We start from the raw sequence: 12633 nt of genomic DNA on the forward strand, positions 1-12633 counted from the left end.
AGCCCATTATACCTAATCCCTGTGGATAAAATGTGGATAACTATTCTTTCGTTCAATTTTTCCCTCAAGAATTGAAAATATTTACTTTTCCTCTTGACCCGTTTTACTTCAGGCAATATATTGATCCCTGCCAACCAAGACGTTTTTTCTTTTTTACATTTTTTACCAGCCTAAAGGCAGTTTTTTAATACAGTTACCACATACCTTAATTAGGATATTTTATGGCTGAAGCTATGGAATTTCCTTTTGCAGATTCGGATGGGCAAAAGGAACAAATCAAATCTCTTGTAGAGGAACAAGTCCGCGAAATCGAACGTTCAGAAAACGGAAAAACTGCCGTTCCTGAACCCTATACGATAGAATCTTATTACAAAGGCGACAATCTCGGCGCCGATATTCTTAAAAATAAATACCTCGCTCCTTGGGAGCAGCATCCGTACCAACTCTGGCAGCGGCAAGCTCAGGCGTTGGCCGGGGTTGAAAAAACCAAACGCCTGCAAACCGAGTGGGAAGAAAAATTTATGTCCATTTTAGAGGACTTTCGATTCACGCCCGGAGGACGCATCATGCACGGTGCCGGCCGTGACGACATTACCACAACGCTCAATAACTGCTATGTGGTAGGCATTCAGGACGACTCAATCAATGCGATATATAAAACGATTGAAGAAGAGGCGCGGACTTATAAATTTGGCGGTGGATGCGGTCATGACTTATCCGTCCTTCGCCCTTCCGGGGATACCATCAATGGGACCGGTGGTGAATCATGCGGTCCTGTAGGATTCATGAACCTATTCAGCGAAAATACCAATACTATCGCCCAACATGGACGGCGTGGCGCAAATATGCAGACGCTTCGCGTGGACCATCCTGACATTGAAAAATTTATCAGCATTAAAACCGGTAACGTTGATATGGTGAAATATTCGAATATTTCTGTTCTATTAACGCATCAATTTATGGATGCAGTCGAGAAAGACTCTGATTTTGATCTCTGCTGGGACGGAAAAATTTACAAAACCATCCAAGCACGCAAACTATGGGATACTATCATTCATCACGCGCACACTAGCGCCGAACCGGGACTGCTTTTCTGGGAAACCATGACAGATTATCATAATGCAGAATATTGTAGCCCACTTGTGTCCACAAATCCTTGCGCCGAGCAACCTTTGCCGGATGGAGGATGTTGTAATCTCGGCTCTATCAACCTTGAACGATATGTTGATGACAAAGGAAATTTTATGATAGATTCGTTTAAAGAATGCGTGCAATACGCCACAAGATTTTTAGATAATGTCATTGATTATAATCTGGACCGCCATGCGCTGGAAACCCAGCAGGTTAATGCCAAAAATGACCGCCGTATCGGCCTCGGAATCCTCGGACTTGGTGATATGCTCGTAAAGATGGGCATCAAATACGATAGTAATGATGCATTGGAAACGATTGATCAGGTTATGAAAATTTTCCGTGATACATCCTATGAAACCAGCGCTAATCTTGCGCGAGAAAAAGGCGGTTTTCCAAATTTTGACTGGGAAGGCTACCACAAAAGTAAATTCGTTAAAAATCTTCCTAAACGACTCCGGGATAAAATTCAGGAGAACGGTGTACGAAATGCTACCATTCTGACGGTGCCTCCCACGGGAAGTGGTGCCATTGTTGCACAAGTCACCTCTGGAATTGAACCCATTTTTGCAACATCCTACATGCGTCGTGTAAAGAAAAATGATGGCGGTTATGGAAAAACATTTTCTGAATACAAAGTTGTACATCCCGTCATTGAAAAACTATTTGGCTCAGATAAAAATCTTCCAGACCACGTTGTTACCGCACATGACATTGATCCGTATTTTCGGGTAAAACTGCAAGGTGTAATCCAAAAATATATTGATTCATCCATTTCTTCAACGGTGAATCTTCCGAATAATATTGATGTTGAGGCGGTTGGTGATATTTATATGACGGCGTATAAAGAAGGTTTAAAAGGTATTACTGTGTACCGTGAAGGCAGTCGTGAAGGAATTCTCATCACCGATAAAAAAGAAGATCTTTCTACAAACGGTGAAATAGATGAGGAACTTCAGACAAAAGCCCGAGGAACTAAGGCACCGCGAAACCGACCCGGCATTACTCAAGGGCAAACTAGAAGAATCCGAACCGGCGAAGGATCCCTTTATATTACTATTAATGAAGATGAAAACGGTTTATGTGAAATTTTTACGACCATCGGAAAGGCAGGTGGAAACGCCGCTGCACAGTCCGAAGCGATAAGTCGGCTTATTTCTTTGGCATTGCGATCTGGAATCAACCCAACCTCAATTGTGAAACAACTAAAAGGAATTAGCGGTCCAAATCCCGCCTGGGAAGATGGCCGGCTTGTGCTTTCTACCCCTGATGCTATCGGAAAAGCATTGGATGACTACCTGAAAGACATCCAGACTAAAGATCAAAAGGATGAACATCCAAGTGCACAATTCACTATGGTGTCCGAGGCAGAAACCAGCGGGAAACCTGTTACGGATTTTACATTTAAAAATATCACAACTTGTCCGGACTGCGGGAGCACCGTCAATCATGAAGCCGGATGCGTTACGTGCCCCGGATGTGGTTTTTCAAAATGTGAATAAAAATAATTATTCCACCTAAAATAAAAAAGCCCCTTGAGAACCAAGGGGCTTTTTTATACCGCTTAATTTTTACCTTGTTTAGAATTCCATTAATTCTTTTTCTTTATGATCTTGAAGCTCGTTAAGACTTTCTATATGCTTATCTGTCATTTCCTGTAAATCCTGCTCACTTCGACGAATCTCATCTTCAGAAATATGTTCATCCTTACCAAATTCCTTTGCATGATGAATTGCATCTCTCCTAACATTTCTTATTGCCACACGTCCTTCTTCCACTTGTTGGTGAACCATTTTAATTAAATCTTTTCGTCTTTCTTCAGACAATTGGGGAACCGGAAGTAGAATAACCGTACCATTATTATTGGGTGTAAGACCAATATTGCTTTCAACAATCGCCTTTTCAATATCAGGAATTAAATGTTTTTCAAACGGTTGTATAGTAATCAACCTCGCCTCAGGAACGGTTATATTTGATACCTGATTTAGTGGTGTTTTCGTTCCGTAATAGTCAACCGATACTGAATTCAGTACCTCAGGATTCGCACGACCGGTTCTGATTTTCACCAGTTCCATTCGGGTGTGTTCCACGGCTTGATCCATACGATGTTTTGCATCAGTTAAAATGTCTGTCAACATAAAATTAATCCTTAATTAATGTTCCTATTTGTTCACCCATAATAATCTTCTTTAAGTCTCCAGGTTTATTTACGTTAAAAACGCGTAAGGGTAAATTATTTTCCTTGCATAATGAAATCGCGGTCATATCCATCACCCGAAGTTCTTGCACGAGCACTTCCTTGAATGTGATCGTGTCAAATTTCACTGCATCAGAATATACTTCAGGGTCTTTGTCGAAAACACCATCTACTTTGGTTCCTTTAAGTACAACATCAGCTTTAAGTTCAGTGGCTCTAAGAACCGCAGCAGTGTCGGTAGTAAAATATGGATTTCCAGTGCCGCCGGCAACAATGACTACGCGACCTTTTTCCAAATGCCTAAGAGCTCGACGTCGTATATAAGGTTCAGCAATTTGAGAAACATTTATTGCAGATAGGGTTCGAGTATCACACTCCAATTGTTCCAGCGCATCCTGAACAGAAATTGCATTCATGATTGTAGCCAGCATTCCGAGGTAATCACCCGTAACGCGATCCATTCCTTTTCCTGCTGCCTTAACACCACGAAATAAATTTCCAGCTCCAATAATTAAACCAACATCTACATTTAATTCTCGAATAGAGTTTACTTCTTTTGCAAGATAATGCGCTTGTTTTGGATCAATCCCAAAGCCTTCTTTACCGGCGAGGATTTCGCCACTGAGTTTAAGTAAAACCCGTTTAAAAACGGGATCGGGCATGGATAAAATTAAGAGAGTTTCCCGTTAACGCTCATCTCGCCAATGGCATAACGGGTGAAACGGGCAATCTGGATATTTTCACCTAGAGTTGTAACCGCTTCCGTGAGAAGATCACCAACTTTTTTGTCGGGGTCTTTGATGAATTGCTGATTTAAAAGACAAACTTCTTGGAAATATTTGTCGAGCCTTCCATCTACAATTTTATCTATAATATTATCAGGTTTCCCGGATGCCTTCGCCTGATCTTCAAAAATTTCACGTTCTTTCGAAATGTCAGTTTCAGAAATATCTTCCTGTTTTACAGCTACAGGATTTGTGGCGGCAACTTGCATGGCTAAATTATGAGCCAATTCCTGGAACCCGGTAGTCTTGGCAACAAAATCAGTTTCACAATTGATTTCTAGTAACACACCGAGTCTCCCGCCGTGGTGAATGTAAGAATACACGATGCCTTCCTTCGCGACGCGCAACCCTTTTTTTGCTGCTTTTGCAATTCCGGATTTCCGTAAAAAATCAACAGCATTATCCAGATTACCGTCCGTTTCTGACAAGGCTTTTTTACAGTCCATCATCCCGGCGCCTGTTTTATCGCGTAATTCTTTAACTAATGTCGCATCAATACTCATGAGGTTTCTGGTTTTTCTTTATCTGTTGATTCTACAGCCGGCGTTGCCTCTATTACTTCGTCAGTAGAAGGACTTTCTTCCGCAGGTGTTTCTTCAGAATTATCAGGTTTATCCGCTTTTGCTTCGGAGGCCTCGGCAAGTTTTTCTGACTTAGATTCAGTAATCTTTGATGTTGCTTCGCCTTTATCGCCAACAGATTCCCCGTTCTTAGATGGTTCTTCAACAACTTCATTTGTACCTTCTCTTACAGCAATAACTTCATCTGCAATGGCTCCAATAATCAATTGAATCGTCCGAATCGAATCGTCATTCGCGGGAATAGGATATGAAACAATATTCGGGTCTGTATTGCTGTCTATAATAGCAATGATTGGAATTTCCAATCGTTTTGCTTCTTTGATAGCCGTTGATTCGTAATGTCCATCCACAATAACAATAACATCGGGGAGGCGCTTCATATCTTTAATTCCTCGATGTTGATCCGCAAGCTTGATGCGTTCGCGATTCAACATTTGCACCTCTTTTTTGGTCATATTTTCATAGATGCTTGATCCTTCTTTTTCAAGAAGTTGAAGTCGTTTGATACTTTTGCGAATGGTAGAAAAATTAGTAAGAGTTCCACCAAGCCAACGTTCTACCACATAAAACATTCCGCATCGATCTGCTTCTTCCTGAACAATATCACGTGCTGTTTTTTTGGTTCCAACGAACAAAACCTCGCCATTTCGTTTAACAATAGTCTGAATCAATTCACATGCTTTTTCAAGACAGTTGATTGTCTCTTGTAGGTTAATAATGTAAACACCGTTTTTTTCCATGAGGATATACGGTTTAAAACTGGGATGCCATTTCCGGGTAACATGCCCAAAATGGGCGCCGGTAGCAAGTAGGTCTTCGAATTTAATTTCTGGCATATTATCTCTTTGAGAATTGGAATTGTTTTCGGGCACCCGGCTGTCCATATTTTTTTCGTTCCACAACCCGGGCATCACGTGTTAGGAATCCTGCTTTTTTTAATTCTGGTCTATACGACGGAACAGCTATTTGAAGCGCACGCGCGATACCGAGCCTTAATGCTCCGGCTTGACCGGTTAATCCGCCTCCGTACACATTAGCGGTAATATCATATGATTTGTCAGCTTCAACTGTAACAAGCGGTTGAGAAACAATCGTAGCTAACACATCTCGGCAAAGGTATTCTTTATAAGGTCGACCATTTACAACAATCTTGCCTTTACCGGGCTTGAGATAAATTCGAGCCACAGATCGTTTCCGTCTGCCAACTGCTACGTGGGAATTCTCAGACATTAAATCTCCAATGTTTTCGGATTTTGGGCAATGTGCGGATGTTCATCACCTGCGTATACTTTTAAATGAGACATCAGTTTTCTCCCGAGTCGATTTTTAGGGAGCATACCTTTAATAGCGCCCGTAATAATCCGATCCGGATGGGTCTTCATCATGTGCTGAAAATCAGTAAATGTAGTTCCACCAGGATAACCCGAATGTTTAAAATATTCCTTTTTGGTTTCTTTATTACCTGAAACCTTGATTTTTTCGGCATTGATGACTACCACAAAATCACCCATGTCCAAATGCGGACTGAAAGTAGGTTTATGTTTGCCTCTAAGAATTTGAGCAACTTCGCTCGAAAATCTGCCAAGCATTTTTCCGGCAGCATCGGCGATGTACCAATCCCGTGTAATCTCGTGCGCTTTTAATGTTTTTGTTTTCATAATTTTACGTTCGAATAAAGCCTATGAAATTAGACCAAAATATATCAGGGTCAAATAATATTACGAGAAATAGTTTTAGGGATAAATTACAGTTCTGAAACCTGATTCAGAACCAAAGTTGCACTCACTTTTCCCGTAAATGTTTCTCCCGTAAAGGGAGAGTTTGACGACCGGGAATAAATTGAATCCTCGGTAAACTTCCATTTTTCTGCCGGATCAATAATAACCAATTCTGCATCTACCCCATCCTTCAACAAATCAGTCTCAAAGCCAAATATTTTTCTGGGGTTTACCGTTAGAAGTTTGATGAGGTTTAACAGAGAGTATTTTTTTTCTTCCTTTAAAATAGTATTCACAGCTGCAAAACATGATTCAAGCCCAATCATTCCAAATGGTGCATGGGCAAACGTAGCTTCCTTTTCTTCAATCGTATGCGGAGCATGGTCTGTCGCAATACAGTCGATTGCACCGGAAATTACTGCTTTAACAAGTGCCTTACGGTCTGTTTCGCTTCGTAATGGAGGAGCAACTTTAAAATTTGTGTCATAGGATTTTAATGCTTCGTCATTAAAGTAAAGATGGTGAGGTGTTACTTCTGCTGTTACAGAAGCGCCCTTCTTTTTTGCTGCTGCAACGTGTAATGCACTTTCCTTTGTGCTAACATGAGGAATATGGACTGAAGTATTGGCCAATTGAGCTAATTCAAGATCTCGGAAAACCATTATAGATTCCGAAAGAGATGTGTTTCCATCTAGCCCAAGTTTCAAGGAAGTCTCCCCTTCATTCATCACACCGTCATCTCTCAAATCAACATCTTCAGCGTGATTAATAATAGGCATATGTAGCATAGAGGCATATTCCAATGCTCTGCGCATCACTACGGCATTTGTTATCGGCAGGCCGTCATCGCTAAAAGCGATGGCACCTTCACGCGCCATTGCTGACATTTCAGTTATTTCTGTTCCATTTTGCCCTTTGGTAACAGCGCCAATCGGGTGAATGAAAATTGGACATTCTTCGGCCTTTTCAACAATGAATCGAATGGACTCAGGCGAATCCAGCGGCGGATTGGTATTTGGCATCACACATACACGGGTAAACCCGCCGGCAAGAGCAGCTTGAGATCCGGTCGCCAACGTCTCCTTATCTTCTCTTCCTGGTTCACGAAAATGCACATGTACATCGCAAAATCCGTGCGTTATAATTTTTCCGGCACAATCTAAAATTTCTGCAGATTTTGACGAGATTGATTTATCGACAGATTCAATTTTCCCATTTTTAATCAGGATATCTTTTTTCGCCGACGTTTCTTTGAGCGGATCTAATACAGTTCCACCTTTTAGTAAAAGTAATTTTGGTATTTTTCGTGTCTTCATTCTTCCGATTTCCCACCTAAGAGTAAATATAATATTGCCATTCTCGAGGCGACACCGTTTAGCACTTGGTCAAGAATAATGGCTTGCTTGCTATCAGCGACCGTACTGTCAATTTCAATACCGCGATTCATGGGTCCTGGATGCATAATAATTAATTCCTTGTTATGACGTTCGAGCCTTTCTGTGTTTACACCGAAAACCTCTCGATATTCCCTGACCGATGGAAACAGTCCGACTCCCATTCGTTCCATTTGAATGCGAAGAATATTCAACGCATCTGCCCATTCAATCGCTTCATCTAAATTATGGCTCACGTTTACACCTAGCGATTTAATGTGAGGTGGAATGAGTGTAGGCGGTCCACACACGGTTACGTTTGCGCCAAGTGTAATGAGTCCGTAGATATTACTAAGCGCAACCCGGCTGTGAGAAATATCGCCCACAAGCGCCACATTCAATCCTTTTATTTTACCAAACACTTCTTTTAGGCTCATCATATCCAAAATTGCTTGAGTCGGATGCTCATGTTTCCCGTCCCCAGCATTAATAATAATGGCATCCACATGCTTCGTTAAATGAAGTGGTGCACCAGGATCCGGATGACGCATTACCACAGCATCAATTTTCATAGCTTCGATATTTTGGGTCGTATCTTTAAAACTTTCTCCTTTTTTTAAACTGGATGTGGAGGCTGAAAAATTCACGGTATCTGCACTTAACCTCTTTTGGGCAAGCTCGAAACTTATTCGAGTGCGCGTGGAATTTTCAAAAAATAGGTTTACAATTGTCTTTCCCTGAAGTGAGGGGACTTTTTTAATCGGGCGATCCAAAATCTCTCTAAATGAAAATGCTGTATTAATAATTGTTTCAATATCCTTCTCGGGATATCCTTCGAGTCCGAGTAAATGTTTTTGCTCAAGCATCCGGATCTTCCTTAAAGGACAGTAAATAAATGCCGTCTTTTTCATCCACTTCCTTTAACAAAACGCTTACATGTTCACCTTCGTTTGTGGGAATGTTTTTACCAACGAAATCGCCCCGAATCGGGATTTCTCTATGCCCACGATCCACAAGGACACAGAGCTGAATCTTCGCTGGCCGCCCATAAGCAAAAAGCTCATCCATGGCAGCACGGATGGTTCTTCCTGTAAATAAAACATCATCCACGAGGACTACAGTTTTACCATCTAATGTTACAGGGATGTTAGACCCTTTTACTTGGGGAACAACCAGCCGTTCGCGAAAGTCATCGCGGTGGAAAGCAATGTTGACTTCTCCCAAAGGAATATCTAGAGAAACATTTGTTTGAATAATAGCATGCACGCGCTTTGAAAGTGGTTCGCCTCGCGTTTGGATGCCAATTAATACAAGATCATCCTTATTAGAATTACTTTCCAATATTTCATGACTAAGGCGGGTGATCATTTTTTGGATGTCCGTCTCATCAAACAACAGTTTTTCTTTTGGTTTTATCATACTCATTTTCTTAACAAAAAACCCCCGGGCAGCTGGTTCTGCAGTTTGCAGAAGACAGAGACGGAGGTCTCATTCACTGCCCTTACCGTCTCACAGGACTGATTTAAAGGGTCATTCTTACTTTAAAGTTAATACAAACAGATAAAAAAACTAAGATACAATCCTTGCTACTTATTCATCCTCACTAAAATAGTTTCAATAATATCTTTTTCGTTAGAATAATCATCAGGATTTATTTCTAAATCAATATTTTCCTTTCGAAACCACGTCCGCTGTCGCTTTGCATATTGACGAGTACGAATCACAATTTCTTCTTCCATCACTTCCCGAGTTATTTCCCCATCTAATACCTGAATGATTTGTTTATATCCAATGGAATCCAATGCATGCACATTATCAACACCATATTTTTCCTGAAGATGTTTTGTTTCATCAATCCAACCGGATTTTAACATTGTCTTTGTCCGATTTCGGATTCGATTTTCAAGTTTATCAGGCGGTATTAAAACAAGAACTGTAAAAGTTTTAATTTTGCGCGTTTCAGATGCATCTTGTTTTTTGAAATGAACCGAAGGCGGATCGCCGGTGGACTCATAAATTTCTAGCGCGCGAACCAACCGTTTTCGATTATGAGGATGAACTATTTCTGCATAATCCGGGTCAATCTTTTTTAATCGATTCAGCATCAGTTCGCTTCCATGAGCATCATAATCTTTTTCTAATTTTTCCCGAATGGATTCATTTGTCATACTTCCTTCGAAAATACCAGTGGAAAGCGCCCTGAAATACAGTCCGGATCCACCACAAATAATGGGAGTTTTCCCTCTTTTCTTAGCCGTATCAATTGCTTCCAAAACTAATTCAGCATATTCTCCTGCGGATACCGATTCTGTGGGTTCGCGAATTCCAATTAAATGATGATAAATACGCTTCCGATCTTCCTCGGTAGGTTGAGCCGTGCCAATCGGCATGTCTTTATAAATCTGTCTGGAATCAAGACCAATGATTTCTCCATCAACTTTCTTGGCGATTGAAAGAGCAAGGGTGGATTTCCCTGAAGCAGTTGGACCGATGATTGCTAAAATGGTTTCCATAATGGTGGTAAAAATTAGTCCATGAATTCTTTTAACTTCAATGGGATTATATTCCGTAGTGAATTGTTGCCTAAGCATACGTGCTGAAATGATTCACAAGTTTAGCATTTCGATCCTTTGAGTAGCAGCCGCACACGATTGCAACAATGAGTAAACCGAATTGTTGCCTAAGCAACAGTCTTCAAGGAGGATCGAACCATTAAATACAATAAATAGATTTATGTATGTATTATCCATAGATTAAATGTTCGATATCATTAAATAGAAATGAAAAACGAGACTCAATACTTCGGAAAGGACTTGGAAGCAATGTCCTTTGCCTATAATTATCATAAATGGATTCTTGAAGAATTCACCCCATACCTTGGTGCTCATGTAGCAGAAGTGGGGGCAGGAATGGGTCATTTTTCTGAATTTTTATTAGAAACTCAAATAAATCACCTTACCACATTTGAGCCATCTGAAAATATGTACCCTGTCCTTGAAAATAATTTTGCTCATCATAATAACGTAGATACTATTCATGCATTTTTTGAAGACCAATCGCATCAATACAATCAATCGTTTGATTCCATCTGTTACGTAAATGTTCTTGAACATATAGAAAAAGATAGAGAAGCCTTAACGCATGCCTATAAAACGCTTCAACAAAATGGGCATATTCTGATCTTTGTACCTGCACTATCATTTTTGTACAGCAATTTTGATAAAGCCGTGGGACATTATAGACGGTATTCTAAAAAGGAACTTGTAGATGTGGTTTCAGCAGCAGGATTTTCAATTAAAAAAATCAACTATTTTGATATAGCTGGAATTATTCCATGGTATGTTGCTTTCGTATTGTTAAAACAAACTACAACCGAGTCTAATGTTTCTTTGTACGACACTTGGGTTGTCCCAATCATGAAAAAAGTAGAACGCATCATACCACCCATCATCGGAAAAAACTTGATTCTTATTGGGCAGAAAGCATAACTGTGCAACACACCCAATAGTTTAGGTTGGAATTATTTTGGGAAGTTCGGGATTCCTACTGGAACGATGTTTTAGAATTCCTTGACGAAAATATTGGGGAATAAGCGGCCGTTTTCTCCCCGCGTGCACCCACGACTATCTTAAATGTGGCATGAGAATCCCTTCTCGTGCGCTTGCATTCTTTCATCCACGATTGAAAATGAGCGAGACACAATAGTGGCACAAGCTTCCCAGCGCATGCAAATCCATGACCAAGGATGGTCGTGGCACTTTTAATTATCCAACGGACTTTTAACGCCGAGCGGACCTTTTTGCATCACGTGGGTGTAGATCATCGTTGTACGAAGATCTTTATGCCCAAGTAGTTCCTGAACAGTTCTGATATCATAACTATTTTCCAGCAAGTGTGTTGCAAAACTGTGACGCAGTGTATGGCATGTTACGCGCTTTTCAATTCCGGCTAACTTAACTGATTTCTTCAACGCTCTACTCACGCTTGAATCATGAATATGCCATCGCATTAATTCACCTGTTTGCGGATTGTTTGACAGACTGACTGATGGAAAAACAAACTGCCATTTTACTTCCTTACTTGCATTGGTATATTTTCGTCTCAATGCCTTTGGAAGTATAATGGACCCACTTCCCTTTTTTATATCATTTTCGTGCAGAGTTTTTACTTTTAAGATTTGGTCTTCCAATGGGTTTATACATTTTTCCGGTAACAGTGTTACGCGATCTTTATCCCCTTTTCCTCTGCGAATAATCAGGCTTTTCTGTGAAAAATCAATATCCTGAATTCTGATATTCAAACATTCTGTTAATCGTAATCCTGCCCCATAAAGTAAATTACATATAATAGAATGAATACCATGGATATTTGCCAGAACAATCTTGACTTCATCTTGAGAAAGGACAACGGGTATATGCTTTGTGCCTTTGGCTATAACAAAATTCTCCGGCTTACCGATATCTTTCTCAAGCACTTTCAAATACAAAAATAAAAGCGCATTTCTAGCCTGGTTTTGTGTTGATGCGGAAACTGTTCTATCAACAGCAAGATACGTTAGATACTGATTAATTTCTTTTGCACCCATTTCAGAAGGGTGTTTTACATTATGAAATTTTATAAATCGCTTTATCCAATCAGTATATGTTTTTTCTGTTCTGTAACTATAATTACGAACACGTATGTTGTCCCTAACTCGATTTAATAGTTTGCTCATGTTAATCCTTGAATTTAAAAGTATCCCCCAGTAGTTTTTCTAGAGGTAATTTAAGTATATATGAAATGAATGTAATGCATAATATTACGCATATAGGAGCACTATTTGATGTTTTCGTCAAATATTAACTGTTA

Annotated in this window: 13 protein-coding genes; 2 read left to right on the forward strand and 11 right to left on the reverse strand. The window is 40.2% G+C overall.

What is annotated here, in order from left to right; translation table 11 throughout:
• Nucleotides 1-221: 221 nt before the first annotated feature.
• Nucleotides 222-2633: an adenosylcobalamin-dependent ribonucleoside-diphosphate reductase gene (locus tag HOD97_06340; protein MBT4281215.1), complete on the forward strand. Its 2412-nt coding sequence runs from the start codon at nucleotides 222-224 to the stop codon at nucleotides 2631-2633.
• 78 nt (nucleotides 2634-2711) lie between these two features.
• Here HOD97_06340 and frr read toward each other — a convergent pair whose 3' ends face one another.
• The 10 genes from frr to miaA form a co-directional block, all read right to left on the reverse strand.
• Complete coding sequence (gene frr / locus HOD97_06345) at nucleotides 2712-3269, reverse strand: ribosome recycling factor (protein ID MBT4281216.1); 558 nt, start codon at nucleotides 3267-3269, stop codon at nucleotides 2712-2714.
• 4 nt (nucleotides 3270-3273) lie between these two features.
• Nucleotides 3274-3990 carry a UMP kinase gene (locus tag HOD97_06350; GenBank protein ID MBT4281217.1) on the reverse strand — a complete coding sequence of 239 codons (717 nt, stop codon included), beginning with the start codon at nucleotides 3988-3990 and terminating at the stop codon, nucleotides 3274-3276.
• 8 nt (nucleotides 3991-3998) lie between these two features.
• Nucleotides 3999-4616 carry a translation elongation factor Ts gene (tsf, locus tag HOD97_06355; protein MBT4281218.1) on the reverse strand — a complete coding sequence of 206 codons (618 nt, stop codon included), beginning with the start codon at nucleotides 4614-4616 and terminating at the stop codon, nucleotides 3999-4001.
• On the reverse strand, nucleotides 4613-5530 hold the full coding sequence (rpsB, locus tag HOD97_06360; GenBank protein MBT4281219.1) for a 30S ribosomal protein S2: 918 nt from the start codon (nucleotides 5528-5530) through the stop codon (nucleotides 4613-4615). The genes tsf and rpsB overlap by 4 nt, the downstream gene beginning before the upstream one ends.
• 1 nt (nucleotide 5531) lies before the next feature.
• Entirely contained in the window at nucleotides 5532-5924 is a 393-nt protein-coding gene (rpsI, locus tag HOD97_06365) for a 30S ribosomal protein S9 (GenBank protein ID MBT4281220.1), read from the reverse strand.
• On the reverse strand, nucleotides 5924-6352 hold the full coding sequence (gene rplM / locus HOD97_06370) for a 50S ribosomal protein L13 (protein MBT4281221.1): 429 nt from the start codon (nucleotides 6350-6352) through the stop codon (nucleotides 5924-5926). Before rplM ends, rpsI begins: the two co-directional genes overlap by 1 nt.
• Before the next feature lie 86 nt (nucleotides 6353-6438).
• The gene (locus HOD97_06375; GenBank protein ID MBT4281222.1) at nucleotides 6439-7728 is read right to left on the reverse strand and encodes a dihydroorotase; all 1290 of its coding nucleotides are present in this window, start codon (nucleotides 7726-7728) and stop codon (nucleotides 6439-6441) included.
• Nucleotides 7725-8651: an aspartate carbamoyltransferase catalytic subunit gene (locus HOD97_06380; GenBank protein ID MBT4281223.1), complete on the reverse strand. Its 927-nt coding sequence runs from the start codon at nucleotides 8649-8651 to the stop codon at nucleotides 7725-7727. The genes HOD97_06375 and HOD97_06380 overlap by 4 nt, the downstream gene beginning before the upstream one ends.
• On the reverse strand, nucleotides 8644-9204 hold the full coding sequence (pyrR, locus tag HOD97_06385; GenBank protein ID MBT4281224.1) for a bifunctional pyr operon transcriptional regulator/uracil phosphoribosyltransferase PyrR: 561 nt from the start codon (nucleotides 9202-9204) through the stop codon (nucleotides 8644-8646). Before pyrR ends, HOD97_06380 begins: the two co-directional genes overlap by 8 nt.
• A gap of 167 nt (nucleotides 9205-9371) precedes the next feature.
• Nucleotides 9372-10376, reverse strand: a complete 1005-nt coding sequence (gene miaA, locus HOD97_06390) for a tRNA (adenosine(37)-N6)-dimethylallyltransferase MiaA (protein MBT4281225.1) — start codon at nucleotides 10374-10376, stop codon at nucleotides 9372-9374.
• A 189-nt stretch (nucleotides 10377-10565) separates the two neighbouring features.
• Here miaA and HOD97_06395 point away from each other — a divergent pair, with 189 nt between their 5' ends.
• Entirely contained in the window at nucleotides 10566-11273 is a 708-nt protein-coding gene (locus HOD97_06395) for a class I SAM-dependent methyltransferase (protein ID MBT4281226.1), read from the forward strand.
• 272 nt (nucleotides 11274-11545) lie between these two features.
• On the opposite strand, the gene HOD97_06400 is transcribed toward HOD97_06395, so the two are convergent.
• Complete coding sequence (locus HOD97_06400) at nucleotides 11546-12499, reverse strand: integron integrase (GenBank protein MBT4281227.1); 954 nt, start codon at nucleotides 12497-12499, stop codon at nucleotides 11546-11548.
• Between the last annotated feature and the right edge of the window lie 134 nt (nucleotides 12500-12633).

This window comes from Candidatus Neomarinimicrobiota bacterium, assembly GCA_018651745.1.
Lineage (GTDB): Bacteria > Fidelibacterota > Marinisomatia > Marinisomatales > TCS55 > JAAZYX01.

Bases quoted from the DNA above. Each gene is read 5' to 3' on its own strand.
- HOD97_06380 (MBT4281223.1), bottom strand. From the start codon at position 8,651: ATGCTTGAGCAAAAACATTTACTCGGACTCGAAGGATATCCCGAGAAG.
- pyrR (MBT4281224.1), bottom strand. From the start codon at position 9,204: ATGATAAAACCAAAAGAAAAACTGTTGTTTGATGAGACGGACATCCAA.
- HOD97_06400 (MBT4281227.1), bottom strand. From the start codon at position 12,499: ATGAGCAAACTATTAAATCGAGTTAGGGACAACATACGTGTTCGTAAT.
- rpsI (MBT4281220.1), bottom strand. From the start codon at position 5,924: ATGTCTGAGAATTCCCACGTAGCAGTTGGCAGACGGAAACGATCTGTG.
- frr (MBT4281216.1), bottom strand. From the start codon at position 3,269: ATGTTGACAGACATTTTAACTGATGCAAAACATCGTATGGATCAAGCC.
- HOD97_06375 (MBT4281222.1), bottom strand. From the start codon at position 7,728: ATGAAGACACGAAAAATACCAAAATTACTTTTACTAAAAGGTGGAACT.
- tsf (MBT4281218.1), bottom strand. From the start codon at position 4,616: ATGAGTATTGATGCGACATTAGTTAAAGAATTACGCGATAAAACAGGC.
- HOD97_06350 (MBT4281217.1), bottom strand. From the start codon at position 3,990: ATGCCCGATCCCGTTTTTAAACGGGTTTTACTTAAACTCAGTGGCGAA.
- miaA (MBT4281225.1), bottom strand. From the start codon at position 10,376: ATGCTTAGGCAACAATTCACTACGGAATATAATCCCATTGAAGTTAAA.
- HOD97_06340 (MBT4281215.1), top strand. From the start codon at position 222: ATGGCTGAAGCTATGGAATTTCCTTTTGCAGATTCGGATGGGCAAAAG.
- HOD97_06395 (MBT4281226.1), top strand. From the start codon at position 10,566: ATGAAAAACGAGACTCAATACTTCGGAAAGGACTTGGAAGCAATGTCC.
- rpsB (MBT4281219.1), bottom strand. From the start codon at position 5,530: ATGCCAGAAATTAAATTCGAAGACCTACTTGCTACCGGCGCCCATTTT.
- rplM (MBT4281221.1), bottom strand. From the start codon at position 6,352: ATGAAAACAAAAACATTAAAAGCGCACGAGATTACACGGGATTGGTAC.